The 25,612-nt window shown below is 34.5% G+C and carries 25 protein-coding genes; 14 read left to right on the top strand and 11 right to left on the bottom strand.

All coding sequences use genetic code 11. The features are described from left to right. Positions 1–19: 19 nt before the first annotated feature. Complete coding sequence (locus ES724_RS06445) at positions 20–256, bottom strand: DUF3820 family protein (protein ID WP_146931146.1); 237 nt, start codon at positions 254–256, stop codon at positions 20–22. A gap of 348 nt (positions 257–604) precedes the next feature. Here ES724_RS06445 and ES724_RS06440 point away from each other — a divergent pair, with 348 nt between their 5' ends. The 7 genes from ES724_RS06440 (at position 605) to ES724_RS06410 (ending at position 7,343) form a co-directional block, all read left to right on the top strand. Further along, entirely contained in the window at positions 605–1,177 is a 573-nt protein-coding gene (locus tag ES724_RS06440; protein WP_146931143.1) for a TetR/AcrR family transcriptional regulator, read from the top strand. 97 nt (positions 1,178–1,274) lie between these two features. Beyond that, on the top strand, positions 1,275–1,700 hold the full coding sequence (locus ES724_RS06435; RefSeq protein ID WP_146931140.1) for a hypothetical protein: 426 nt from the start codon (positions 1,275–1,277) through the stop codon (positions 1,698–1,700). A gap of 109 nt (positions 1,701–1,809) precedes the next feature. Then, positions 1,810–2,358, top strand: coding sequence for a carboxymuconolactone decarboxylase family protein (locus tag ES724_RS06430; RefSeq protein WP_146931137.1), 549 nt, complete (start codon positions 1,810–1,812; stop codon positions 2,356–2,358). 445 nt (positions 2,359–2,803) lie between these two features. Continuing rightward, the gene (locus ES724_RS06425; RefSeq protein ID WP_026839090.1) at positions 2,804–3,115 is read left to right on the top strand and encodes an EthD family reductase; all 312 of its coding nucleotides are present in this window, start codon (positions 2,804–2,806) and stop codon (positions 3,113–3,115) included. A 36-nt stretch (positions 3,116–3,151) separates the two neighbouring features. Continuing rightward, on the top strand, positions 3,152–3,805 hold the full coding sequence (locus ES724_RS06420) for a DsbA family oxidoreductase (RefSeq protein ID WP_146931135.1): 654 nt from the start codon (positions 3,152–3,154) through the stop codon (positions 3,803–3,805). Between the two features lie 347 nt (positions 3,806–4,152). Then, positions 4,153–5,709 carry an NAD(P)/FAD-dependent oxidoreductase gene (locus ES724_RS06415; protein WP_146931132.1) on the top strand — a complete coding sequence of 519 codons (1,557 nt, stop codon included), beginning with the start codon at positions 4,153–4,155 and terminating at the stop codon, positions 5,707–5,709. 113 nt (positions 5,710–5,822) lie between these two features. Then, positions 5,823–7,343 carry a GH3 family domain-containing protein gene (locus ES724_RS06410; RefSeq protein ID WP_146931129.1) on the top strand — a complete coding sequence of 507 codons (1,521 nt, stop codon included), beginning with the start codon at positions 5,823–5,825 and terminating at the stop codon, positions 7,341–7,343. Positions 7,344–7,354: 11 nt separating this feature from the next. Here the strand turns inward: ES724_RS06410 and ES724_RS06405 are convergent, their stop codons facing one another. Further along, positions 7,355–8,005, bottom strand: a complete 651-nt coding sequence (locus ES724_RS06405) for a hypothetical protein (protein WP_146931126.1) — start codon at positions 8,003–8,005, stop codon at positions 7,355–7,357. Positions 8,006–8,149: 144 nt separating this feature from the next. Next, the gene (locus tag ES724_RS06400; RefSeq protein WP_010229690.1) at positions 8,150–8,341 is read right to left on the bottom strand and encodes a cold-shock protein; all 192 of its coding nucleotides are present in this window, start codon (positions 8,339–8,341) and stop codon (positions 8,150–8,152) included. 266 nt (positions 8,342–8,607) lie between these two features. Between ES724_RS06400 and ES724_RS06395 the strand changes: the two genes are divergently transcribed. Further along, positions 8,608–9,573, top strand: coding sequence for a L,D-transpeptidase (locus ES724_RS06395; RefSeq protein ID WP_146931476.1), 966 nt, complete (start codon positions 8,608–8,610; stop codon positions 9,571–9,573). 32 nt (positions 9,574–9,605) lie between these two features. Here ES724_RS06395 and ES724_RS06390 read toward each other — a convergent pair whose 3' ends face one another. The 3 genes from ES724_RS06390 to ES724_RS06380 all read right to left on the bottom strand — a co-directional run bounded on the left by ES724_RS06390 (position 9,606) and on the right by ES724_RS06380 (position 11,768). Beyond that, complete coding sequence (locus tag ES724_RS06390; protein ID WP_146931123.1) at positions 9,606–10,424, bottom strand: Cof-type HAD-IIB family hydrolase; 819 nt, start codon at positions 10,422–10,424, stop codon at positions 9,606–9,608. 279 nt (positions 10,425–10,703) lie between these two features. Then, the gene (locus ES724_RS06385) at positions 10,704–11,060 is read right to left on the bottom strand and encodes a phage holin family protein (RefSeq protein ID WP_146931120.1); all 357 of its coding nucleotides are present in this window, start codon (positions 11,058–11,060) and stop codon (positions 10,704–10,706) included. 63 nt (positions 11,061–11,123) lie between these two features. Beyond that, entirely contained in the window at positions 11,124–11,768 is a 645-nt protein-coding gene (locus tag ES724_RS06380) for a SanA/YdcF family protein (RefSeq protein WP_146931117.1), read from the bottom strand. 175 nt (positions 11,769–11,943) lie between these two features. Between ES724_RS06380 and ES724_RS06375 the strand changes: the two genes are divergently transcribed. Further along, the gene (locus tag ES724_RS06375) at positions 11,944–12,576 is read left to right on the top strand and encodes an NAD(P)H-dependent oxidoreductase (RefSeq protein WP_146931114.1); all 633 of its coding nucleotides are present in this window, start codon (positions 11,944–11,946) and stop codon (positions 12,574–12,576) included. Positions 12,577–12,580: 4 nt separating this feature from the next. Here the strand turns inward: ES724_RS06375 and ribB are convergent, their stop codons facing one another. Genes ribB through ES724_RS06355 form a run of 4 tightly spaced genes read right to left on the bottom strand, consistent with a single transcriptional unit; the run spans position 12,581 to position 18,255 of the window. Further along, on the bottom strand, positions 12,581–13,729 hold the full coding sequence (ribB, locus tag ES724_RS06370) for a 3,4-dihydroxy-2-butanone-4-phosphate synthase (protein WP_146931111.1): 1,149 nt from the start codon (positions 13,727–13,729) through the stop codon (positions 12,581–12,583). A 38-nt stretch (positions 13,730–13,767) separates the two neighbouring features. Then, positions 13,768–15,210 carry an LptF/LptG family permease gene (locus tag ES724_RS06365; RefSeq protein WP_146931108.1) on the bottom strand — a complete coding sequence of 481 codons (1,443 nt, stop codon included), beginning with the start codon at positions 15,208–15,210 and terminating at the stop codon, positions 13,768–13,770. 1 nt (position 15,211) lies between these two features. Continuing rightward, positions 15,212–15,856 carry a LolA family protein gene (locus ES724_RS06360; protein WP_146931105.1) on the bottom strand — a complete coding sequence of 215 codons (645 nt, stop codon included), beginning with the start codon at positions 15,854–15,856 and terminating at the stop codon, positions 15,212–15,214. A gap of 23 nt (positions 15,857–15,879) precedes the next feature. Next, positions 15,880–18,255 (bottom strand): DNA translocase FtsK, encoded by a 2,376-nt coding sequence (locus ES724_RS06355; protein ID WP_146931102.1) that lies wholly within the window; start codon positions 18,253–18,255, stop codon positions 15,880–15,882. A 635-nt stretch (positions 18,256–18,890) separates the two neighbouring features. Here ES724_RS06355 and ES724_RS06350 point away from each other — a divergent pair. The 5 genes from ES724_RS06350 to ES724_RS06330 all read left to right on the top strand — a co-directional run bounded on the left by ES724_RS06350 (position 18,891) and on the right by ES724_RS06330 (position 24,783). Then, complete coding sequence (locus ES724_RS06350; RefSeq protein WP_146931099.1) at positions 18,891–19,856, top strand: carbon-nitrogen hydrolase family protein; 966 nt, start codon at positions 18,891–18,893, stop codon at positions 19,854–19,856. A gap of 198 nt (positions 19,857–20,054) precedes the next feature. Then, positions 20,055–20,606, top strand: coding sequence for a GNAT family N-acetyltransferase (locus ES724_RS06345; protein ID WP_146931096.1), 552 nt, complete (start codon positions 20,055–20,057; stop codon positions 20,604–20,606). Positions 20,607–20,713: 107 nt separating this feature from the next. Beyond that, positions 20,714–21,541, top strand: coding sequence for a cyclase family protein (locus ES724_RS06340; protein ID WP_146931093.1), 828 nt, complete (start codon positions 20,714–20,716; stop codon positions 21,539–21,541). A 201-nt stretch (positions 21,542–21,742) separates the two neighbouring features. Further along, complete coding sequence (locus ES724_RS06335) at positions 21,743–23,209, top strand: serine hydrolase domain-containing protein (protein WP_146931090.1); 1,467 nt, start codon at positions 21,743–21,745, stop codon at positions 23,207–23,209. Positions 23,210–23,361: 152 nt separating this feature from the next. After that, positions 23,362–24,783 (top strand): amidohydrolase family protein, encoded by a 1,422-nt coding sequence (locus tag ES724_RS06330; RefSeq protein ID WP_146931087.1) that lies wholly within the window; start codon positions 23,362–23,364, stop codon positions 24,781–24,783. A 171-nt stretch (positions 24,784–24,954) separates the two neighbouring features. On the opposite strand, the gene ES724_RS06325 is transcribed toward ES724_RS06330, so the two are convergent. Continuing rightward, on the bottom strand, positions 24,955–25,509 hold the full coding sequence (locus tag ES724_RS06325; protein ID WP_146931085.1) for an REP-associated tyrosine transposase: 555 nt from the start codon (positions 25,507–25,509) through the stop codon (positions 24,955–24,957). Between the last annotated feature and the right edge of the window lie 103 nt (positions 25,510–25,612).

Here is a 25,612-nt window from a genome sequence, read left to right as displayed (position 1 = left end):
CAATAATTGGTTGGGATGCTTAATTATTAGGGTATCTAAGGCGGATATTTCGAAGTATGCTTTCCATCCCGTTTACTTTAAGTTCAGTGACCTGTTGAAGCTGATCTCCTAATTTTCCTTCTGGAAATCCTTTTTGCCTGTACCAGATAAGATAATATTCAGGTATTTCAGATAAAAATAATCCTTTGTATTTACCAAAATACATCTTAGCGTAGGCTAATTCTATTAGCGCTTTTTTATCTGGCTTTAATTCCATGCTGCTAAAATAAGAACTAAAAATTTTAGAGAACTCGTTTTTATTTTTTATTGAAAACTTATTTTAACGCCGAGTATAACAGATACAAAAAAGAATAAAATTTTAATCCCTCATTGAGGGTTTAATTCCCCAAAGCCTGCCCGAAAAGAATTTCATTCAGGCGGGCTTGCCTCGAATTTTTAAAAGTATTTTCCTCCCGAACCATCGGGAAATACCTTGTGGGCTTGCCCCGAGGTTCTTGATTTAAACATATTGGGATTAAGATTTAGCAGTTGTATTATTAAGGAAAAGTTAAAGGATTTTTTTATAACTAAGCAATTGCATAGTTTTGCATAGGAATAAAAAACAATGGCAAGAACTAAACAATATAAAGAAGAAGATGTTATCCAAAAGGCGATGAACCTTTTTTGGCGTAATGGCTTTGAAGCAACTTCGGTACGTATGTTGGAAAAGGAAATGGGCATCAACCAATTTTCTATTTATTCAAGTTTTGGAAATAAACATGGGGTTTTTGTTGAAAGTATTAAGGCCTATAAAAGTGAGTTAAATAGTATTAGAAATATTTTAAAAAATTCTAATAATGGGCTTGTTGGAATTAAGCAATTCTTCTATGACTTTTTAGAATTCACAAAAGAAAATGAAGAGGGTAAAGGTTGTCTTGTGTGTAATACTGTAAGTGAACTTGGGAACAAAGCTGAACCAGATCTTATGGTGGAATTAATGAAATTTACAGAGGAGCTAAGATCTTTATTTATAAATAATTTAAAACAAGATAAAAATAGATCACAAGAAATAGTAGAGAAGCAAGCCAATTATTTAACTACATCTATGTTAGGTCTTTCATTAGGTTCCAGGATCCAAAATGAATCTGAACTTGAAGATTACATTGAAATGATATTTAATCCCTCATTGAGGGTTTAATTCCCCGAGGTTCTTGATTAAAATGTAATATTTTTTTACTATTAAACTAAGCGTTTGCTTAGATAAGCACTAATAACAATTTTAAAAATTTAATGATATGAAAAATTTAATTCTAATATTTACTTTACTGGTTTATTCAGTATCGCTCTCTGCTCAAGACTATGCGGTAGCTTTGAATTCTAATTCCAGGACAGTATCTAAGATTGAAAAGGGACTCAATCAATTTACATCAGATATACTTTTAAACGAGGAGTTTAAGTATCGAGATTTTTTGAGGCAATCTAAAACCTCGAAAGCTAATTTTTATTCAAATGGTAAAACTTTCACTAAAAAAGAACTTACCAAACTGCTAAGAAAAAGTGCGAGATCATCGGGAACCTATAAAGAATTTCAAGAATTACTGGAGAATACATATCCGAAGTTCCTGAGAGTTCTTTCAGATGACGAAATGCATTTGTTGTATGAGAGATTTCGAAAGGGAACATTTAATGCATACATCCAAAATTTAATTGAAAATTGGTAGAATTAGAATAGAAATTATTAATTAAAATTTATAAAAGCTTACATTTTTTAATTAGGACTAAGCTTTTGCTTAGAGAAAATAAACAATTATTTATTAAATATTTTAAACTATGAGTACATTAAAAGTTTACACAATAGAATCTGCACCAGCAGATAGTAAATCATTATTAGAAAACTCACAAAAAGCATATGGTATGGTGCCAGGCTTGCATGGTGTATTAGCTGGTGCGCCAGGGATCCTAGAAGCTTATCAGACCATTCATCAATTATTTGTAGATTCTTCCTTTAACAATGAAGAATTAACTGTTGTATGGCAAAGTATCAACGTAGAACATGAATGTCATTATTGTGTACCGGCACATACAGGTATTGCAGCGATGATGAAGGTAGATGAAAAAATCACAGAAGCTTTGCGCAACAGATCGCCACTTGAAAACCCAAAATTAGAAGCCTTAAGAGAAATGACATTATCTATAGTTCGCAATAGAGGGAATGTAAATGATAATGAAATTCAAGCATTTTATGCTGCAGGATATGGTGAAAAACAAGTTTTGGAAATCATATTAGGCTTATCTCAAAAGGTAATCAGTAATTATACTAATCATATAGCAAAAACTCCAGTAGATGCTCCATTTCAAAAATTCGCTTGGAAAAAATAGAATGAAACGGTTTAACACGCTAGATTGTAAAATGATCAATAAGCCTTCCGGAATTACTTCGGAAGGTAATTAATACGAACGAATTTAATTTGTTTCCAGTTGAAATGGCTTAGCAAGTTGCAAGAACTTATCAGAGTTTTTCTGATAAGTTTGTTATGGCATATTTTTCAGAATAAATAAATAGTATTGTCCGGTAAAAAAATTCAGGATTTCGGTGAGGCTAGAATTAACCTGGATTAGGACTGTTTTCAATGTTTAGGAGCTTGCTATTGGAACACAGAATTATTTTTTCTTTTTTGAAAAATTTATACATATTAAAATAGTGATTTTCAAATTAGTTGGAATAAAGTCTTACGTCTTGAATCTAGCAGCGCAGCGGTCTTATATCTTTTGTCGGACGTCAATGATAAATAAATAATAACATGATTTTTGTAATAAAATAAAGATGATAAAAGTAAGCGTAATGTATCCTAACGGACCAAAGACAAAATTCGATTCAGAATATTATAAAAACTCTCATTTACCAATGATTGCTGAAACCTTGGGAGATTCACTAAAAGGGATTGAATTTAATATAGGGATTGGAGGAAGAGTTCCTGGGGAACTTGCACCTTATGTAGCAATAGCCCATTTAACATTCGATTCAATAGAATCATTTCAATCGTCTTTTGGACCTCATGCTGAAAAATTTGCGGCGGATGTTCCTAACTATACGAATGTTGAAGGAGAACTTCAAATTAGTGAAATTGTAAGCTAATTTTGATTCTGAATAAAACAACTTATAAAAAATAACATGAGCGATAAAATCAAAATAGATATAGTATCAGATGTGGTGTGCCCTTGGTGTACCATTGGATACAAGCGTTTAGAAAAGGCTATTTCTGAAATGGGAATTCAGAATAAAGTAGAAATTGAATGGCATCCCTTTGAACTTAATCCAAATATGCCGGTAGAAGGTGAAAATGTGCAAGAGCACATTGCAAATAAGTACGGCGCAAGTTTAGAAGATCAAAAACGCTCCCAAAAGAATATGACGGAAGTTGGAGCTGAACTAGGGTTTAAATTTGACTATTTCGAAGAAATGAGAATGGTTAATACTAGGGATGCACATATTTTGCTGGATTATGCAAAGGAAAATGGGAAACAAACAGATTTGAAAATGCGTTTAGTTGAATCTTTCTTTAGTGAAAGAAAAGATGTTTCTACAAAAGAGATTCTAAAGTTAGCCTTGAAAGAGGTTGGTCTAAATGTAGATGAGGGGATGGCAAGATTAGAAAGTGATGATGCTAGATTTCAGGTTCAATCTGAAGAGTCATACTGGAAAAATTTAGGGGTCAACTCAGTGCCAACAATAGTATTTAACCAAAAAAGTGCTGTTACCGGGGCCCAACCAGTTGCTGTTTTCAAAGAGTTATTAACTGAATTGTTGCAAGAAAAAAATGTATAATCCATTAAAAGCAATGCTGAACTCCTTGGTATTAAAGAGAGTTTTAATTTTTATATAAGAAAAAGACCCTCATTTAATCCGGCTTACATTAGTTTAATTTTAAAAGACTCAGCTTCATATTTGTATATAGATATGGAGCTGAGTCTTTATAATCCCTCATTGAGGGTTTCTTTCCCTTAAGCTTGCCTCGAATTTTCAAAAGTATTTTCCTCCAGAACCATCGGGACATACCTGGTATGCTTGCCCCCGAGGCTCTTAATTTATAATAAATACCACAAGGAAAGATTAAAAATACGTGGCACTAATAAGAATTTAGAAATACTTAAATTTGCCTCATATTTAGAGTCATGAAATACGAATATCAATTACGTGTAAGCCCAGAACAAGCAGCCAAGAAGGAACTTTTATTGAGAGAGGTTTCAAAGCATTCGGGAATTTCCACGGAAGAAATTCGACATATAGAAATTTTAAAAAGATCTATAGATGCCAGGCAGCAAGCTGTGAAGATCAATTTGAAGGTTGACGTGTACGTGAATGAATCTATGAAGGAAACACCTCTGGAATTGCCGGAATATCCTAATGTACGCGATAAAGAAGAAGTGTTTATAATTGGCGCTGGACCCGCTGGCCTTTTTGCAGCACTCAGGTGCATAGAATTAGGTAAAAAGCCGGTTATTATTGAAAGGGGTAAGGATGTTCGTGATAGAAGACGAGACCTTAAGGCATTAAATATAGAACATGTTGTTAATGAAGATTCCAACTATTGCTTTGGAGAAGGTGGAGCCGGAACATATAGCGACGGAAAATTATACACCCGATCTAAAAAAAGAGGAGATGTAAATAGGGTATTAGAATTATTAGTAGCCTTTGGTGCTACCAGTGAAATTTTAGTTGATGCTCATCCTCATATAGGAACCAATAAACTACCGGCAATAATTGCAAGTATTCGTGAAAAGATCATTGAAATGGGAGGGGAGGTGCTTTTTGAAACAAGAGTAACCGATATTTTAATTGAAAATGATACGATCAAGGGAATAAAGACTTTAAAAGGGGAGCATTTCAATGCGAAGAATATCATCCTTGCAACTGGACATTCTGCAAGGGATATCTTTGAATTACTGCATAGAAAAAGAATTAAAATTGAAGCCAAGCCATTTGCTTTGGGGGTTAGGATAGAACATCCACAACAATTAATAGATAAGATACAATACAAATGTGATGACAGAGGAGAATTTTTACCTCCGTCTCCATACAGTATTGTTAAGCAAATTGGAGGAAGAGGAATGTACTCTTTTTGTATGTGTCCTGGAGGTGTGATTGCCCCTTGCGCCACAAGCCCGGGAGAAGTAGTAACGAATGGGTGGTCTCCAAGCAAACGGGATCAGCCCACTTCTAATTCTGGAATAGTGGTAGAATTAAGACTGAATGATTTTAAAGCCTTCGGAGATTCTCCTCTGGCTGCAATGGAATTTCAGAAAAGCATAGAACAAGCTGCTTGGTTGTATGGTGGCAAAACTCAACGTGTTCCTGCTCAAAAAATGGTAGATTTTGTAGAAGGTCGAATCTCAGCTAATTTACCCGAAACTTCGTATAAACCAGGAATAACTTCCGTAGATCTAAAAAATGTTTTTCCAGAATTCATCCATTCAACCCTTCAGCAGGGTTTTAAAGAATTTGGTAAAGCTATGCGCGGATATTATACCAATGAGGCAATCATACATGCCCCAGAATCTAGAACTTCATCTCCTGTAAGAATTCCAAGAGATCCAAAAACCTTTGAGCATATTCAAATAAAAGGCTTATTTCCATGTGGGGAAGGAGCTGGCTATGCGGGTGGAATTATTTCTGCAGCTATAGATGGTGAAAAGTGTGTAGAGAGCTGTATTAGGTTGATGAATTCCTAAATTCAAACTCTCAGAAAGGTTAAAAATTATATAATTATAGCCCATGTTTTGAGGCTATTTTTCACTTTTGCCTAACTTCAAAATTATAAGTTTAAATTAAATATCAAGGCATTATGGCAATAGTTGGATCAATTATAAAGGGTTTAATAGATTTAAGAGATAAAATTGTTTCTGAACCGAATGCCGATGAAGCCCAATTGGAAGTCCTGACTGGTTTATTGAACAAAGCAAAAGATACTGCTTTTGGGAAACATTATAATTTTGAAGAGATTCTGGAAGCTGAGGATATCCGTGTGGCTTATGCAGAGCGTATCCCAAATTTCGATTATAATAAGATCAATGAAGAATGGTGGTACAAAATGCATGAAGGGGAAACAGATGTTGTTTGGCCTGGAACTCCGCCTTATTTTGCCTTAAGTTCCGGTACAACTGGTAAAACCAGTAAGCGCATCCCTGTTTCTAATGATATGGTAGAAGCAATACGGACCTCAGGAATAAAACAAGTTGGTGCGTTAACTAATTTTGATCTTCCCACAGATTTTTTTGAAAAGGAGATCATGATGCTAGGTAGTTCTACAGATCTACAAAAGGAGGGCGATCATGAAGAAGGGGAGATAAGTGGGATTTCTGCAAGCAAAATTCCATTTTGGTTTAAAGGATATTATAAGCCGGGTGATGAAATCGCAAAAATTGAAGACTGGGATGAGCGTGTAGAGATGATTGCAGCAAATGCTAAAACTTGGGATATTGGAGCTATTTCCGGAATTCCATCTTGGATAGAATTGATGTTTAAAAAAGTAATTGAGCATCATAATGTAAATAACATCCATGATATATGGCCAAATTTCCAAGTTTATACTTCTGGTGGGGTAGCATTTGAGCCTTACGAGAAAAGCTTCAATGCATTATTGGCCCATCCGGTGACAGTGATAGATACCTATTTGGCTTCAGAAGGATTTATGGCCTATCAGCAGCGTCCAGAAACACATTCTATGAAATTGGTCTTGGATAATGGAATTTATTTTGAGTTTGTACCTTTCAAAGCTGAGTACGTAAATGAAGATGGTTCTATTACTGATAATGCACCTGTGGTGCAAATTAAAGATGTAAAAGAAGAGGAAGATTATATATTACTTATTAGTACGGTGTCTGGAGCATGGAGGTATTTGATAGGTGATACTATTAAATTTACAGATGTTAGTAGACATGAGATCAAAATTACGGGAAGAACTAAGTTTTTTCTAAATGTAGTTGGTTCTCAGCTTTCTGTGAATAAAATGAACGATGCTATCCAGGAGTTAGAGAAAAAGTATGATATCGAAATCCCGGAATTTACTTTGGCTGCGGTTCGCATCGATGGTGAATTTCATCATTCTTGGTATTTAGGTACAGAGGCTAAATTGAATAATGAAGAACTTGCTGAGGCCTTAGACGAGTCTCTTAAAAACGCTAATAAAAATTATAAGGTGGCTAGATCTAAAGCCTTGAAAGGTGTAAAGGTTACTACTATTCCTCCAAATTATTTTTATGAGTGGAATGCCTTGAATAAAAAGAAAGGTGGACAAGTGAAAATGGAACGTGTAATGAACGAAGAGAAGTTCGGAGAATGGGAAGAGTTTATTAGTAGCTTATAACTGAAACCCAACTAATCTTTTAATTCTTCTACTAATAATAGAATTTCTTCTGGAGATAAGTATAACTTCCTAATACGATCTTTATACACCTTAGAAAGATGCGCGTGGTTTAGAATAAAATCTTTAGTAGCAAGTATATAATCTCCCATTCCGTGACCTACCGCAAAGGTATCTGCAGCTCTTTCAGCCTTTTTAATGAATTTATGAGAAGTTAGATAACCTATCGCGAATTGGATGAGATTAAAACCGCTACGCTTCTGGTAATCCATAATATGTCCTAATTCATGACCTATCCAACCAATAAGGACATCTGATGGTACTTCTGAAATGGTGAATGATTCATTTTCAATATGAAAACTTTCACTTATCATTACAAAATAAGCACGATTTTTTTTATTTTTAAATATTCCTAAAAACTTTGGCTGCGCCTGCATAAAAGATTTCTTTATCTTTTTCTTGAATCTAAACTCTATGGGAGTATCCTTTAATTCTGGGTAATAAGATAATGCAACAGCAACTTCTTCGGCAATAGATTTTGGAATTATCTTATTGGTAACTTTAAAAGTATCTAGATCTTTCATATTAAGAGTAGAGCTAAAAACACCGATTTGCAGAAAAGAAAGGAATGCAAAAAGAATGAATTTGGCTTTTATATTGAACAAAGTGCTTTTTTGAATTTAGTGATTTAAAGATAATGTTCTAAAACCGTTCCAAGAAAGATTTTAGAAAAGTTTAGAACAAAAAAAAGCTTCACACATTGTGTGAAGCTTTAAAATTGTCAAAGTATAGTATACTATAAACGAAGCCTAAGCTTGTTTTACATTTACTGCATTTAATCCTTTTCTTCCTTCTTCAAGATCAAACGTTACTTCGTCGTTTTCTCTAATTTCATCAACAAGACCATTTGCATGTACAAAATATTCTTTGTTTGACTCTTCGTCTGTGATAAATCCAAATCCTTTAGTGTCGTTAAAGAACTTTACGGTACCTCTATTCATTATATATAAATTTAATTTACGCAAATATAGGATTATTTATTGACTAATCACACTTTGATAGAATTATTTTACTAAAACTTTATATTTCTCCAAAATATGTTAGTGATCTGGAGGTTTGCCATTTACAAATTAAAGATCCAAGTATTAATTTATTATTAAGTGGGCCTCAGTTTTTGTTAAAGTATATAAAAACAGCGTGATCTTTAATCTCAATACTACGAAATTTGTTCAACAATTCTATGCAAACCGAATTTGCCCAAATGAATATGAAACCCCCATTTAAAACTCCTACTTTATTATTTGTTTTTGTATTGAGTATCGTCTTCAGTACTGTTTCCTGTGAAGACAAAAAATCTAACAAGTCGGAAAATACATATGAAAAGACTAAACAAAAGGATAGTATCCTTGAGATTCCTGAAGAAAAGGTAGATCCACCTTTGGTAATAAATTATAAAATAGATTCTCTAAAGACTTCAGTGGAATTAGATAGCTTTAAAAATAGATATTCTGAAGCTCATCAAAATGTGATCTATGCTATTAATAGGATTGAAGCTAACAAAGTTAGTATTGGTAAAAGTATTGTGATACCAGATACGTTGTTCAATGATATAATTAACTATTCACCTTTCCCAAAGAATATGGAACTACTCAAGGATATACCTAAAACAGTTCTAATCTCTCAACGTGTGCAAGGATTTGCTTTATATGAAAATGGAAAACTTATAAAATGGGGCCCTTTGAGTTCTGGAAAGAAATCTACACCAACACCAAATGGCTTACATTATGGAAATTATAAAGCCAAAAGGAAAATTAGCTCGGTAGATGAAGCTTGGATCTTACCATATTATTTTAATTTCATGAATTTTGAAGGAGTAGGAGTGCACCAATATGCATTACCAGGATATCCTGCCAGTCATGCTTGCGTTAGACTTTATATGGATGATGCACAATATATTTATGACTGGGCAAAACAATGGGAATTGAATTCTAATGGTCGAAAAGTCCTGAGAAAAGGAACTCCATTTATGGTATTTGGTACTTACGATTATGAGAATGAATCTCCATGGTTACAACTGGCTACAGACAGGTTAAATAACAACCTGATAGATGAAGAAATGGATACCTTAAAAGATTACGTTGCTAAATACAACGAATATATCAAAACGATAGATCGTAATGATTTGAAAAAGGAATTGTCTTTAGATGAAGGAACAATAGTTACTTATAATTAGAGGAGACCTCGAATAAATTAAAATCATCACCTTTAATACAATCCATTTTTTATTTCTAAGTTCTTGAGAAGCCCTAATTCTGCAATAGTTCGGAGTACTCCATTTTCATTATTATCGAAGCTTGTCATAAACTTACTGGCACTTTTAATATCGGGATGTGCATTTTTCATAGCATAACTAAACTTAGCATTCTGCATCATTTCCAGATCATTTAAATAATCGCCAAAAACCAAGGTTTCTTCGGGAGTAATATTCAACTCTTTCTGTATCCCTATAATAGCATTCCCTTTATTTGCTGAAAGTGAAGTGATATCTATAAAAACACTTGCTGCGATGGCTACCTTGAAGTCATTTTTATAATCGTTAAAATGGTGAAAGGTATTTTCTTCTACACCATTAAAATTGCAAAGCGTTACTTTTAGGACAGTATCATCTACCTTGGTAAGATCTTCTACAATTTCTAAACGCTCGTAATATTTATTGATCTCTTTATAAAAGTTTTTATCTTCAGTTTCTATATAAGCCGCGTTCTTTCCACACAATATTAATTGAGTATGTTCAAGGTTTCTGCCAATTTCAATAAACTTATTGGCATCTTCTCTTTTTAAAGGATTCAGATAGACCTCTTTCCCTTTATAAACTACATAGGTGCCATTTTCAGCAAAAAACAGCATACGATCTTTAATCCTTTCAAATTTACTTTCCAGATTATAAAATTGTCTTCCACTGGCCACAGAGAACATAATTCCCTTATTGGACAGTTCCTTTTCAATATCCCAAAAATCTGGATGTATTTGATGCTCATCATTGAGCAAAGTTCCATCCATATCAGTCACAATCAATTTTATCATAGTAGCTTATAAAAGCTCCAAATATAGTCTTTATGCCCGCGGTTAGAGTTAAGATTAGATCAATTCTAACTTTTTAGAGATAGACAATAATAATATCAATTAAAAAGCGCTTCAAGATATACCTGATGCGCTTTGCAATATTGAAAAGAAAAATCACAAACCTCGGAGCAAGCCCAAAAGGTATGTCCTGATACTTCGGAAAAAAAACACTTTTTAAAGTTCGAGTCAGCCCTATAGCTATCGGTACTGGGATTGAACCCTAAATGAGGGTTTAAGTTTTTAAAATAGAATAGCATCTACTATCGCACCAGCCAACGCAAGTATAATTGCAAGCCAGATCGAGGTTATAAAACCTATAGTTTTAAAATCTTTACTTACTTGATCTGCCAGTTCGATGATGATAGCATACGCAATTACTCTAGTTATAAATCCTAATCCTAAGAAATAGAAGATACCAAGGGTTGCAATATTTAGCAAGGAGGTTAATAACCAGCTTAAAAGAAAACTGAACACACCAATAATTAATGCGACGATTATGGCAGATTTGAAGCCTTTTAACTCAACCTTGCTCATAAATTTTGCAGCAAGTAGTAAAACTCCCGCATCTATAATAATATGTAGTAACCAAAGTAACATACTGCTTTGGTTTTAGTTGATAGTAAAATCTATTACAATAATAGAAAATATGTATATCAAAATTTAAAAGCGATTTACAGGATTCTCCTCACCCATATTTTCAGGCGTTTGTTTTGTTAGAATTTCCCACATTGCTTTTAGGTTCGCAAGTTTTTCACGTCTTATCAAATTATTTTCGGTCTCATAATATTTGTGCTTGGCAGGAAAGCCTATATAATTTAAGCCTAAGCTTTCAGCTATAAAGAGAGTCCTAGGAAGATGAAATTTTTGAGTAACTACAATAGCATTTGGGATTTTATAAATGTAGTCTGATCTATACATGCTATCATAAGTATCCAATCCTGCAGGATCTGTAAAAATCAAATTCTCTGGCACATCTCTTTCCAGTAAATAATTCTTCATTGCACTTACCTCGTCATAATCATTTCGTCTATTGTCACCACTTAAAAGAAACTGTTTCGCCCGCCCGGATCTATAAATATCCAGTGCAGTATCTACACGATCTCTTAATATTGGTGATAGTTTCCCATCTGAGTGCACACTGGCACCAAGAACAATAACAGTATTGGATATTGGAAGATCAGATATTTTTGAATAAATTTCATCTGAAGTAGTGTCGATTATGTAGAAACTAAGTCCCCAAATAAAAGCGATACCTCCTCCTAATACAATTAGTATGTAAATTATATATTTCTTAAGCCTGTTCATCTATATAGTTTGTAGAATGTGATGATAACTGATGCTTGACAAATGTAGTATTTTTATCATTGATTGATTTGTATATTGCTAGTCCATAATTCTGCAAAATAAGAATAACATCTATAGTTACTTTTTCTTGCAAATAGTTATGTCTAAATTTGTATCCTTAATTTGAAGAGAAGTAATGAATAATATTGAAGCCTTAAAGTGGAGGTATGCCACTAAAAAATTTGATGAAAACAGAATTCTTTCAGAAGATAAAATAGAGATCCTTAAGCATGCCTTTAATTTAACTGCAACTTCTTACGGTTTGCAGCCTATTAAAATGGTAATTGTTCGTAATAAGGCGCTTCAATCTAAACTCGTGAAATATTCAATGAATCAGCAGCAGGTTGGGTCTGCGTCTCATGTATTGGTACTGTGTATAGAACGGGAAATAGATAAAAACTTTATAGAGAATTACTTCAACTATGTTCAAAAGATCCGTGCTACCCCTAACGAGATCCTTTCACCTTTTAAAGATTTCTTAATAGACGATTTTAAGAATAAACATATAGATGAAATCACATCTTGGGCCACTAACCAGGCATTTTTAGCTTTGGGAACTTTGCTTACAGTTTCCGCAACCGAAGCTATAGATGCGTGCCCTATGGAAGGTTTTGAACCCGAAAAATACGATGAGGTCCTTGGATTAGATAAATTGAATCTTAAATCAGTATTGGTATTGCCTGTTGGCTTTAGAGCAAAAGATGATATGTTTTCTGAATTCAAAAAGGTGCGAAGACCTATTTCAGATGTTATTATCGAGCTGGAATAATAGCTTAATAATTTACATATTCCATGATCTCTAATCCATAACCAATCATTCCCACTCGCTTGGCTTGTTTCGAGTTAGATAATAATTTAATTTTGTGAATATCAAGATCGTGCAGAATTTGTGCGCCAATTCCAAAATCTTTATAATCCATTATTATTGGCGGTGCTTTTACCTCTCCTTTTTTCTGACGCTCCTTCAATTCTGAAAGTCTGCTTAGCAAATTAAGGGATTGGTTTGCAGGATTAATAAAGACTATTGCTCCACGTCCTTCATCATTTATCGCTTTGAACATATCGTCCAATTTCTTATCGGCATTATTGGTAAGAGTTCCTAAGATGTCGTTATTGATAAGTGTAGAATTTACTCTAACCATGATATCTTCATTGGTCTTCCAAACACCTTTTGTAAGTGCAATATGAACCTGATTATTGGTGGTTTGTTTATAGGCTCTCATTCTAAAAGTTCCAAACCTGGTTTGAATATCGAAATCCTCTTTTTTCTCTATCAAAGAGTCATGTTGCATTCTATAAGCTATAAGATCTTCTATAGAAACCAACTTAAGATCGAATTTATTGGCCACCTCAATTAGCTGAGGTAATCTTGCCATAGTTCCATCTTCATTCATGATCTCTACGATCACACCTGCTGGTTGAAAACCTGCTAATCTAGCAAAATCTATAGCAGCTTCTGTATGTCCGGTTCTTCTTAATACTCCGCCTTCTTTAGCTTTTAAAGGGAAAACATGTCCAGGTCTACTAAGATCGATAGGTTTTGTAGCTGGATCTATTAATGCTTTAATAGTTTTTGCTCTATCTGCTGCAGAGATCCCGGTAGTAACTCCGTTTCCTTTAAGATCTACAGAGATTGTAAAAGCCGTTTCCAATGGATCGGTATTATTACCAACCATCATATCCAACTTCAATTCTTTACAATGCTCCTCTGTAATAGGAGCGCAAATAAGACCACGACCGTGAGTGGCCATGAAATTGATCATTTCTGGTGTTACAGCTTCTGCTGCAGCAAGAAAATCCCCTTCATTCTCTCTATCTATATCATCTACAACAATAATAATCTTACCAGCCCGGATGTCATCTATGGCTTCCTGGATAGAATGTAATTTTAATTGTTGTTTATTTTGGATTGCTTGCGGCATAATAATAGTTTCTTTTTCAGGCTGCAAAGATATTTAATCTATTTTGTTTCCGTCTTACTCCTGAAGAGTTTTTTAATAAGCTTATTGATTGGAGCCATAAAATTACCGAAAGCCAATAGGCCTTGATCAGTGGTTGCTCTATATGTGAAAAAGATTCCTAATGGCAACATGATTAAAGTGGAAAGCCAAGATGCCAGAAACGGACTCATACTTCCATCTTCTGCACTGTTTTTAGCAAAGATCCCTATAAAGTGATAGGTAAGGAAGATTAAAATGGCAACGACCATAGGAAGTCCCATCCCCCCTTTTCTTATTATGGCTCCCAAAGGGGCTCCCACGAAGAACAAAATGATACAGGCAACACCTAAAACATATTTTTCATGAAGGGCAATTTCAAATTTATTAAGTTGTCTTGTGCTATTCTGGAATTCCTGTTTTTTAATAGATACGCTGGAAAGCGCTGCATTTACAGTCCCTAAGGAAAGATCTACAATTTGTAATGCATCCTTATTATCATATAATTCTAGAATAGATTCATCAAAATTGGTAATGGAATCTTTAGCCTTGTAATTAGACGCAAAATAACTTGCACCGGTACGGCTATAAATAACATCGGCAAACTTATTTAATTCTTGGTTGTAGGAAGTAGAGAAAGAATCTATACTCTGCGAAAGCTCTCCAATCTTCAACATGTTTTGAGAATTTCTATAATTCTCGTCATCCATGTCTACATTATTAAAATTAGAAATATCTATATTAATTATATATTCTTGGAAATAACTCTTTGTAAAAGGTTTATCGTCCCGTTTGGAAGGATCTTTTTGCGGAATTTCATCATAATAATTTCCATCTTTCAGTATAAGGGAAAGTACTTCAGAATCTGTGCTTCCTACTAACTCTCCTTCAGTAGCTTTTATGACCGTGAGATTTTCACTTCTTGCAGATTTTTGATGAATAATCACATTCTTTAGATACTGGTCATTGTCACCAGTTTTTTCATCAACCTTAATATTAAAATCTTGAATATCATTAAAGACCCCTTCAGAAATTGCCATGGTAGGCTTTAGCTGCGCAATGTTCTTTCTTAGATTGATAGATTTAAATTCTGCAGCGGGAATCACATTGTTCGAAAAGAAAAAAGCAACAAGGCTTATAAAAATAATAAAAACAGTAAGACTTCGCATCGCTCTTTGCAGGGAAATTCCTGCTGATTTCATGGCGGCGAATTCGTAATTTTCTGCAAAACTTCCAAAGGTCATTATAGAAGTAAGTAGAATGGTAAGGGGTAGAACAAGCGGTACTAGTTTTGGAGAAAAATAAAGCAGGAATTTTAGAATAATTCCTGCATCTATATCTTTTCCGGCAAGTTCACCTATGTACAACCAAATGGTTTGAAGTACAAAAATGAACATCAAGATGATAAAAACTACTAAAAATGTTTTTAAATAACTTACTAATATGTACCGGTCTAGGATTCTCAATTTAGTCTAATCTATTGATATAAAAATCTTTATATCGTCCTTCATTAAAGCTGAACAAATTCTTCGCTAATGGCTGATTAGTTTTGAAACTCTTTACAGTAATAGTGATCTTTGTTCCATTATCCTGCGTTTGAATTAAGTTGTAGATATGTTTGGTCTGGCTATCTATACCTAATAAAATATTTTTCACATCGGCATTACTATCCATTGGTGTTAACTTAATATATTGGATCTGTCTACCTTTTACATCCTGAGAAATATCCCATTTGTAAGTGTATCCTTCTTCGTAAAAAGAAAACATTTTAGAAGGTGTAATATTATTAGCATCTTCTTCTACATAATCAGATATATTGATTTCTTGATCCTCTGGGATGATGGTGTAAATTTTCTTACCATCGAATAACTGAGTGGTACCCATTAAATTCAATAAATACTTATCTCCGTTAATACTAACATCACCACGTGTTTCCTGGCTTACGCTCTCTGCAGTGTTTTCTAGAGAGTATTTAAAGTCGATCACCATATTATCATAGGCTTTTACCTTAGAAGATACCTCGCTTAATAATTTTTTTGCTTTTGTAGATTCCTGAGCATTCATAGCGAAAATGCTGAATAAGGCAATCATTACAATACTTAATCTTTTCATCTTTAGTTTTTTAATTTTGTGTCTCAATTGTTTAATAGTTGGTCTAAAGAGACGAGATCTGTCACTAAAACTTGGCGGGCTTTACTTCCTTCAAAAGGACCCACAATTCCGGCGGCTTCTAATTGATCTACAATTCTACCGGCGCGGTTATATCCTAACTTCAATTTTCGTTGTAGTAAAGATGCAGAACCTTGTTGTGCAATCACTATAACTTCTGCAGCTTCCCGGAACAATTTATCTCGCTCGCTTACATCTATATCAAGTCCTGTGCCACTCTCAGGATCGTCATATTCTGGGAGTAAATGAGCATCAGGATATGCTTTTTGAGAACCAATGAATTCGGTAATTTTATCTACCTCTGGAGTGTCCACAAATGCACATTGAATACGCACCAGTTCATTCCCTTGAGTAAATAACATATCTCCACGACCAATTAACTGATCGGCTCCTTGGGAGTCCAAAATTGTTCTTGAATCTATTTTAGAAGTTACTCTAAAAGCAATTCTGGCAGGGAAGTTAGCTTTGATGATCCCTGTAATAACGTTTACAGAAGGTCTTTGGGTTGCAATAATTAGATGAATACCAATAGCACGAGCTAACTGAGCCAATCTCGCGATAGGGGTTTCCACTTCTTTTCCAGCCGTCATAATAAGATCTGCGAATTCATCAATCACTAGTACGATATAAGGAAGAAACTTATGTCCGTTCTCCGGATTTAGTTTTCTCGCTTTGAATTTTACATTGTATTCTTTAATGTTTCTAACCATTGCATCCTTTAAAAGGTTATAACGGTCATCCATTTCTATACATAGAGAATTAAGCGTAGCAATTACCTTAGAATTATCGGTGATAATCGCATCTTCCGAGCCTGGAAGTTTCGCCAGGTAATGACGTTCAATCTTATTGAAAAGAGTAAGTTCTACTTTCTTTGGATCTACTAACACAAACTTCACTTCTGCCGGGTGCTTGCAGTAGAGTAGGGAGGTTAGAATTGCATTTAAACCAACAGATTTTCCTTGTCCTGTAGCACCAGCCATTAGCAGGTGAGGCATTTTGGCAAGATCTACCACAAAGGTCTCATTGGAAATAGATTTTCCTAGTGCCATTGGCAGTTCCATTTCGGCATTTTGGAATTTTGGAGAAGCGATCACAGAACGCATAGATACGATAGTTGCATTCTTATTAGGCACTTCAATACCAATGGTTCCTTTTCCTGGGATAGGCGCAATAATTCTAATACCTAAGGCCGCAAGAGAAAGTGCGATGTCATCTTCTAAGTTCTTGATTTTCGAGATACGAATTCCCGCTTCGGGAACTATCTCATATAAGGTAACAGTTGGTCCTACTGTGGCTTTTATGTGTGCTATTTCGATCTTATAATTCTTAAGAGTAGAGACAATGGTATTTTTGTTTTCTTCTAACTCTTCTTGATCTACAGTTATTCCGCCACCTCCTGCGTTATAATCCTTCAGTAGATCTATAGTAGGCCATTTGTAATTTTTAAGCTCTAAGGTTGGGTCGAATTCCCCAAAATCTTTGACTAACTTACTACTAAGAGTGTCTTCAACTTCTTCCTCTTCTACAGTTTCTACTTCCATTTTTAAATCTTCCTCTATTGCAACTGGAGTTGGCTTTGGAATATCTTTATTAATTGTAAGTGGAGTAGGAGCGGATTTATCTTCAATATTGGAAGATCCTTTTTTCGGTACAACTTCAGAAACCCAATCTTCTTCTTCGTAAGTTTTATTCGCTGGTGTTGAATTTGTTGAAGATGTTGAAGTCGTCTCGAAGTCATCTCTTATTTCCTTCTTTTTAGAACTGATAAACGAACCTATAAGTTCTGGAGTGATCTTCAGTCTAAAAACCAGATATGAAATGAGCATAAAAGTTAGCAATAAAGCTGTTCCAATTAGCCCGATGTAATCTTGTAAATAATCATTGATCTCAAAACCTACACGGCCTCCCAGCATTGCATTCTTTTCAGCGAAAAAACCGAAGAAGACTGCCCACCAGATCATCATTAATAATCCCCAGAACCAAAATTTGAAAAGATTTTTCAGTTTAAAATCGAAGAAAAGATAAACTCCGGTAAGTGTTACTAAACTGGCTAATATAAAAGCAGCGAGCCCAAAACCATTGTATATAAAAAAATCACTGATACTTGCTCCAAACTTGCTCATCCAGTTTTTAGCAACTAGTTCACGGTTTCCAAAATCCTGAAGCGTACTTTGATCTGCTTGCCAGTTAAATAAAAATGAAATAAAAGCAATTAGCAAGCCAACCCCCAATAACATTAGGAAGCTGCCTAAAACCACTTTTTGCTGCCTGTTAAGCTTAAATACCGGTTTATTGATCTTCGTACTTTTAGTTTTTCTGGTTGAGGCTTTTTTCTTGGGCATAAATTCTCAAAGGAGTTTGGGCAAAAATACAATTTAGCAAGATTCTAAAATAAAGAATCAGGCTTCAATATTAACAATTAGGAACTTTAACTTTTATAAACTCAAATCTAAGGATTTTATTCTTTAAAATTCTGAAAGTATATTCTACAGCCTATTTGTTATATTTAATATTTTTAACCTCTTTAATAGAATAAATACATCTCTATGAACTCTTATTTTGAATATACAGACTTGGGGTCTAAGCAGCAATTTACATCAACGAAATTAGGTGATTCTCTATTTATATATGAAGAACACTTTAGATTAGCATACCTCCATATTAGTAATTACAGCGTGAAACAAGATATTTCTTATCTTTCAGAGCAGTTATTTAAAAATGTTTGCGACTTAACCGCAATAGATATTTAATAAAACCCTTAGGGTGACCCCTATAAAAACTATATATCATTTTAGTGCAAAAATTTCAGCAATCAACTCCCCTAATTTTATCTCTGAATTTTCAGAGATTGAAATATAATTTTTAAAGAACAGATCGCTGATCATTATAAGAAAAAAACATAATTCTAAACTAGTTAAAAAGTCCATTTTTATATGATCTTCTGGCTTTTACCTAAAATTAATTTTAAAAAAATATCATGAAAAATACTAATATATTAAAAGTGGGAATGGCTCAAATTTCTCCAATTTGGCTGGATAAGCTGAAAACTATTGAAAAGATTAAGTCTTCTATAGTCGATGCTGCAGCAAAAAAATGCGAATTAGTGGTGTTTGGAGAGGGCTTGCTCCCCGGTTATCCGTTTTGGGTATCGTTAACCAATGGAGCCGAATTTAATTCGAAAGTTCAAAAAGAGCTCCATGCACATTATCTTAGAAATGCAATTCAGATTGAAGCTGGAGATTTAAATGAGATTTGTACCCTCGCAAGGGAAAACAAAATAGCTATCTATCTTGGAATTATTGAGCGCCCAAAGAATAGAGGTGGACATAGTTTGTATTGTTCTTTGGTCTATATAGATCAATACGGAGAAATATGCTCTGTGCATAGAAAACTCCAGCCAACTTATGAAGAACGCTTAACATGGTCTCCCGGAGACGGAAATGGATTGCAAGTGCATTCACTAAAGGAATTTACTGTGGGCGGTTTAAACTGCTGGGAAAATTGGATGCCATTACCGCGCGCGGCATTATATGGACAAGGAGAGAATTTACATATTGCAGTATGGCCGGGAACCATTGAAAACACCAAAGATATCACCCGTTTTATAGCCAGAGAATCTAGGTCTTATGTAATCTCGGTGTCTAGCTTAATGAGCAAAAATGATTTTCCAGCAGCAACTCCGCATATTTCGAAAATACTAGAAAATGCTCCTGAGGTTCTAGCTAATGGAGGTTCTTGTATTGCGGGTCCAGATGGGGAATGGGTACTAGAACCGGTAGTGGATAAAGAAGGAATTCTAACAGCTACATTAGATTTTAATCGGGTTTTAGAGGAACGCCAGAATTTTGATCCTTCCGGGCATTATTCAAGACCAGATGTCACACAGCTTATGGTAAATCGAGAACGACAAACTATTTTAAAGTTGAAAGATGGAGAAGCTTAAATTTATGCATAATAACAGTTGTATAAATGCAACATTTTAGAGGATGCCTGGATATTTAAAATTGTTCAACATCTTCCCTATAACTCTGGCAAAGACCAAGCAAATAAAGAACTTTAGAAATAATACCTAAAGACCTTTAAGAAAACTATCAATTATTTTGATATACTTTTGAAGAAGAAATAAAAAATTCGATCAAATATGAAGTTTAAACCTTTTCCTCAGTTAAAAACAGAAAGATTGGTTTTAAGAGAATTATTGAAGTCAGATTGGAAACGAGTTTCCTATTTGCGAACAGATCCTATTGTGAATCAATTTGTAAAACGGCCGAATGCAGATACGAAGGAGAAAGCGATAGATTTTATAGAAAGAACAAAACTAGGTATCAAAAATTCAGAAACAATTCAGTGGACTATTTCTCTTAAAAATGATTTTGGAATGATTGGTTCTATTTGCTTGTGGAATTTTTCTGAAGATAGAAAAACTGCTGAAATAGGTTACGATCTAGATCCAATATTTCACAATACGGGAATCATGAATGAAGCAATGACAGTAGTTTTAAAATTTGGTTTCAATGTTTTGGGTTTTAATAAAATTGAAGCCTTCACGCAAAAAAATAACGAGGCTTCAACAAAATTATTGAGAAAGAACGAGTTTGTTCTGAATACAGACAGATTTGATGAAAGTAACCCTAAAAATATAATTTTTGAAAAATTCAATCCATCATTAGGGTCTAATTCCCCGACCAAATAGCTATTGAAATGTCGCGTTTTGAAATTATAATCCTACTGATAGCTTGGGATATATCTCGTGGAGTTGCACAGAGCTTCTTAATTGAAAAATGAATCTAAATTAGTATCATGAAAAGTACTGTATTAAAAATTTTAGTTTCCTTTTTATTCTTAGTTGAATGTAATAACAATCCGAGTACATCTAACGATGGCCTTGAAAGTAAAACAGGTCAAGGTTTAGAAGGTAAAATTATAGATCTCACCCATGTTTTTTCAGAAGAAACTATTTACTGGGTTACTGCTAAAGAATTTGAATTGGAAGTTGTTTCAAAAGGCAAAACAGATCAAGGCTTTTATTACTCGGCTAATAATTTTGCAACTGCAGAGCATGGGGGCACGCATATAGATGCGCCCATCCATTTTGCAAACAACAAACAAACAGTAGATGAAATACCTTTAGAAAATTTAATTGGGAATGCTATTAAAATCGATGTTTCAGAAAATGCCATAAAAAATCCTGACTATCTTATTAGTATAGAAGACCTTAAAAAATGGGAGAAAGAGCAGAATATGGAGATTCCTCAAGGAGCTATCGTATTGCTGGAAACAGGTTTCTCAAAATTTTATCCAGATAAAATGAAATATTTGGGAACCAATGAGAGGGGAGAAGAAGCTATTAAAAAATTACATTTTCCAGGATTAGCTCCGGAAGCTGCAAATTGGCTAGTGGAAAACAGAAATATTCATGCGATTGGTTTAGATACACCCAGTATAGATTATGGACAATCTCAAACTTTTGAAAGTCATATTATTCTGCTGTCCAAGAACATCCCAGCTTTCGAAAATTTAACGAATCTAGATAAATTACCAAGTAAAGATTTTCAAATTATAGCCTTACCAATGAAAATAAAGGGGGGAAGTGGTGCTCCCTTGAGGATCGTTGCCATCTTAAATTAGAATTATTAAAGAAGTGATTTCAAAATCTCATGCATTAGTCATTGAGCTCAAGTAAAAACTTGAGTCGCTTTTTTATAGGATTAAATCAAAAATCTACATTCAATATTAAGATAAAAGCAGGACTATCTAAATATTCGTTATTTTAGTCTGTTGATAGTTAATCAATTATAATTTAAATTAATCGTTCTAAAACTTCTTGTAATGTTCCGAAAATCAAGCTTTTTACTAAGAACTCTTTTCGTTTTCTACTTTATTGGGTTAATAAGCTCTAATCAAGTAAATGCCCAATCTAAAGCGGCACAAATAGAAGACCTTATGAGCTTGTATACAGAATATGGGCAGTTCAATGGTTCTTTATTGGTAGCCGAAGATGGTGAAGTTATCTATAAGAACGGATTTGGAAAGGCAAATATGGAATGGGATATTCCTAATACTCCAACTACAAAACACAGGCTTGGATCTATCACCAAACAATTTACAGCCATGTTGATCCTTCAATTGGTTGAGAAAGGGAATTTGAAATTGGATGTTCCTATCACTACATATCTTCCTAACTACCCTAAAGCTACCGGAGATAAGATCACGTTGCATCATTTACTCACGCATAGCTCGGGAATTCCTAATTATACTTCCTTTCCTAAATTTTTCGAGGAGACCAGTCGAAATCCATATACGCCAAACGATTTTATCTCTCTATTTAAGGATATGGAGTTGGAATTTGTTCCCGGAGAAAAATTCGCTTATAGCAATTCAGGCTATTTCTTATTGGGGGTGATCATAGAAAAAGTTACTGGTAAATCTTATGAAGAAAACCTACAAGAAAAGATCTTTCAGCCATTAAATATGAAAGATACAGGCTTCGATAATCATGATGTGATCCTTAAAAATAGAGCTTCTGGTTACGAAAAGCGCGGAAATTCATATTCCAATGCACCTTATCTGGATATGTCTATTCCGTATGCGGCAGGGTCTCTTTATTCTACAGTAGAAGATCTTTATCTATGGGATAGAGCACTTGCAGAAAATAAATTACTTTCCAAGGAAAATAAAGATCTTTTATTTGCACCGCACATTAAATCTGGAAGTGGAACCTATGGCTATGGCTGGGGAACTAATAAGATGGCAAATGGTTCAAGAGATAGTTTAGTTGTAATCGGGCATGGAGGAGGAATAAATGGCTTTAACACCCTTATTAATAGAATACCTGCCAATCAGGAACTAGTTGTGTTGCTTAATAATACCGGCAGAACGAATCTGGGAGAAATGAGCCGGAACATTATCAACATCCTGAACGATCTGCCTTATGATCTTCCGCAGAAAACGCTCGCAAATTTCCTGATGGATGAGATCAATAAAAACGGATTGGAAAATGGCCTGAAGTCATTTGAAAAACAAAAAGGTTCTAAGGAATATATCCTGAGGGAAAATGACATGAACGCCTTGGGATATCAATTTTTACAGGCTGGACAAATGAATGAAGCCATTGCCGTTTTTAAACTTAATGTGGCTGAATTTCCAGAATCTTCTAATGTGTACGACAGTTTGGGAGAAGCTTATATGGAAACGGGAAATAAGGAATTAGCAATTCTTAATTATAAGAAATCCATAGAAATGGATCCTAATAATGAAAATGGGAAAGATATGCTGAAAAAAACTCAAGAGAATTAATAGTACACAAATTGGTGCGAAGGATTCCTTTTGTAAATTAGAGTTATCTCGCTATTATCAATTTAAAGTCACATCGAGCGTAGTCGAGATGTCATTTTACCCCCTCTAAATTTAATGTTTATAGCCACAAACCTTTAAAAAAATAAAATTAGATGATAAAAACCTCACATATATGGATACTAACTTTTCTAATTAGCTTTGGAAGTTTTGCACAAGAATTTACCCCACAAGTAAAAGCCTTTATAGCCGTAGACACTTCCAGCATCGCCATTACAAATGTTGCCTTGATAGATGGCACTGGTGGAGATGTGAAAGAGGGGCAAACTATTGTGATAAGCAATGGAATTATTCAAGATATTGGAAATGCAATTTCTGTAGTAATCCCTAAAAATGCCTTGATCATTAACGGAACCGGCAAAACGGTGATTCCTGGGTTGGTCATGTTACACGAACATTTATTTTATAGCAAACCGTTTGAGAATTGGTTTAGTGTGAGCCAAATGACCTTTACTTTTCCAAGATTATACCTGGCCGGTGGGGTAACTACGATGCGAACCGGCGGTAGTATTCAGCCACAAACAGATCTTAATGTAAAAAAGTGGATCGAAGAAGGAAAAATGACAGGTCCAAAAATTGATGTTACAGGACCTTTTATAGAACGAGAAGGCTATAACATCCCAGAACTTGGCTTTATAGATGGCACTGCTGAGGTTGCTAAATTGGTGAACTACTGGGCCGATAAAGGAGTGACTTCTTTTAAAGTATATAACCATATTACCAAAGAGGATCTTAGAATATCTGTGGCAGAAGCTCATAAGCGCGGACTCAAAGTTACAGGGCATTTATGTTCTCTTACCTATGCGGAAGCTTCAAATCTAGGAATAGACAATCTGGAGCATGGATTTATGGCTTCCAGCGATTTTATTTCAGATAAAATGGAAGAAATATGCGATCCTTTTAAAGCACGAAAAAGTTTGATAGATACAGATAAAGATGATCCAAAAATGGAAGAATTAATGGATCTACTAATAAAAAATAATACCACCCTAACCACAACACCAGTGGTCTTTGAACCATATACGGGTTATGAGGTAGTTCCTGGTGGCGGACTGAGCGCAATGATTCCACAATTACAAGAAGACCTTCAAAATAAATACGATCGATCTGTAAATAATGATTCTACTTCCATTGTTTTATTTAAAAAAGATTTGGAATGGACCAAGCGCTTTTATGAAAAAGGAGGGAAATTGGTTGCAGGAACAGATCCTACAGGTGCGGGGAGAACCGTAGCCGGATATGCCAATCAGCGGACTATAGAAATTCTCGTGGAAACCGGATTCTCATTGCCAGATGCTATTAAGATAGGAACGTTGAATGGTGCTCAATTCCTAAACAGACAAAAAGAGATAGGAAGCATAGAAAAAGGGAAGAAAGCAGATTTGATTTTAATAGATGGCGATCTACGAGAAGACATCAAGAATATTCGAAAAATGGAATTGGTCTTTAAAGATGGAGTCGGTTTCGATTCTAAAAAACTATTCTCATCGGTGCAAGGGAAAGTCGGTTTATACTAGGTGCATGGTTCCCGACAGCGCGGATTTGTAAACCCGACAGCGAGGATTTGTAATCCGTGCTTACAGCGTTTGCAATCGTGCCTGCCTCCCGACAACGCGGATTTGTAATCCGCGCGTGCATCTACGACAGCCCCGACAGCGCAGACCTACAATCCGTGCTAGCAACCACTATCAAAATAAATCTAACAAAACAACTGCTAGATCATTTTCTAAATCAGCATAATTTCTTGCGGAACTGAAATAATAATCTTCTGGCAAAGCTACAATTTTGTCTTTTACAGGATTATTGTGGATATAATTTACTTTTTGCTTTATAAACCAATTGGTTTCCACAATTTCTGCATGATATCCATCTTGCCAAACTTTGTATTGTTGTTCTCTTTTTAGATGTTCACAGGATTTTTTAAAATAATCTAACATCCACTCGCGTCGACTTTCAGGTTCTTCATTTATGGTTTGAATAATTTTCTTGGATGTGAATTTTTTAAAATCTCTAATGATATCCGACAAAACAAAGCCTTTTGTACCCTTACAAAGCAAATGAATGTGACTAGACATGATACAATAGGCATATATTTCTAAACCTTTGTTCTGTTGGCAATACTGCAATGCTTTGATGATGACCTGTTTTTGATTTAATCTGGTAAAAATATCAATCCAACCTACTGTAGTGATGGTTATAAAAAAAGCTTCTTCAGTTGTTGTAGCTTTATATTTTGTTGACATAGTAATGCTTTTTATTTGAAGTTATAAAAAACTAACATATCACTACAGTAGTTTTTGTATTTGCGTCACTTTATGGGCACGGAATGCAATTCCGCGCCATCTG

This window comes from Gillisia hiemivivida, assembly GCF_007997295.1.
Lineage (GTDB): Bacteria > Bacteroidota > Bacteroidia > Flavobacteriales > Flavobacteriaceae > Gillisia > Gillisia hiemivivida.
This window is presented reverse-complemented; position numbering and strand designations above follow the sequence as displayed.

Coding starts and splice junctions, on each gene's coding strand:
- ES724_RS06445 (WP_146931146.1), bottom strand. CDS start 256: ATGGAATTAAAGCCAGATAAAAAAGCGCTAATAGAATTAGCCTACGCT.
- ES724_RS06440 (WP_146931143.1), top strand. CDS start 605: ATGGCAAGAACTAAACAATATAAAGAAGAAGATGTTATCCAAAAGGCG.
- ES724_RS06435 (WP_146931140.1), top strand. CDS start 1,275: ATGAAAAATTTAATTCTAATATTTACTTTACTGGTTTATTCAGTATCG.
- ES724_RS06430 (WP_146931137.1), top strand. CDS start 1,810: ATGAGTACATTAAAAGTTTACACAATAGAATCTGCACCAGCAGATAGT.
- ES724_RS06425 (WP_026839090.1), top strand. CDS start 2,804: ATGATAAAAGTAAGCGTAATGTATCCTAACGGACCAAAGACAAAATTC.
- ES724_RS06420 (WP_146931135.1), top strand. CDS start 3,152: ATGAGCGATAAAATCAAAATAGATATAGTATCAGATGTGGTGTGCCCT.
- ES724_RS06415 (WP_146931132.1), top strand. CDS start 4,153: ATGAAATACGAATATCAATTACGTGTAAGCCCAGAACAAGCAGCCAAG.
- ES724_RS06410 (WP_146931129.1), top strand. CDS start 5,823: ATGGCAATAGTTGGATCAATTATAAAGGGTTTAATAGATTTAAGAGAT.
- ES724_RS06400 (WP_010229690.1), bottom strand. CDS start 8,341: ATGAATAGAGGTACCGTAAAGTTCTTTAACGACACTAAAGGATTTGGA.
- ES724_RS06395 (WP_146931476.1), top strand. CDS start 8,608: ATGAAACCCCCATTTAAAACTCCTACTTTATTATTTGTTTTTGTATTG.
- ES724_RS06390 (WP_146931123.1), bottom strand. CDS start 10,424: ATGATAAAATTGATTGTGACTGATATGGATGGAACTTTGCTCAATGAT.
- ES724_RS06385 (WP_146931120.1), bottom strand. CDS start 11,060: ATGTTACTTTGGTTACTACATATTATTATAGATGCGGGAGTTTTACTA.
- ES724_RS06380 (WP_146931117.1), bottom strand. CDS start 11,768: ATGAACAGGCTTAAGAAATATATAATTTACATACTAATTGTATTAGGA.
- ES724_RS06375 (WP_146931114.1), top strand. CDS start 11,944: ATGAATAATATTGAAGCCTTAAAGTGGAGGTATGCCACTAAAAAATTT.
- ribB (WP_146931111.1), bottom strand. CDS start 13,729: ATGCCGCAAGCAATCCAAAATAAACAACAATTAAAATTACATTCTATC.
- ES724_RS06360 (WP_146931105.1), bottom strand. CDS start 15,856: ATGAAAAGATTAAGTATTGTAATGATTGCCTTATTCAGCATTTTCGCT.
- ES724_RS06355 (WP_146931102.1), bottom strand. CDS start 18,255: ATGCCCAAGAAAAAAGCCTCAACCAGAAAAACTAAAAGTACGAAGATC.
- ES724_RS06350 (WP_146931099.1), top strand. CDS start 18,891: ATGAAAAATACTAATATATTAAAAGTGGGAATGGCTCAAATTTCTCCA.
- ES724_RS06345 (WP_146931096.1), top strand. CDS start 20,055: ATGAAGTTTAAACCTTTTCCTCAGTTAAAAACAGAAAGATTGGTTTTA.
- ES724_RS06340 (WP_146931093.1), top strand. CDS start 20,714: ATGAAAAGTACTGTATTAAAAATTTTAGTTTCCTTTTTATTCTTAGTT.
- ES724_RS06335 (WP_146931090.1), top strand. CDS start 21,743: ATGTTCCGAAAATCAAGCTTTTTACTAAGAACTCTTTTCGTTTTCTAC.
- ES724_RS06330 (WP_146931087.1), top strand. CDS start 23,362: ATGATAAAAACCTCACATATATGGATACTAACTTTTCTAATTAGCTTT.
- ES724_RS06325 (WP_146931085.1), bottom strand. CDS start 25,509: ATGTCAACAAAATATAAAGCTACAACAACTGAAGAAGCTTTTTTTATA.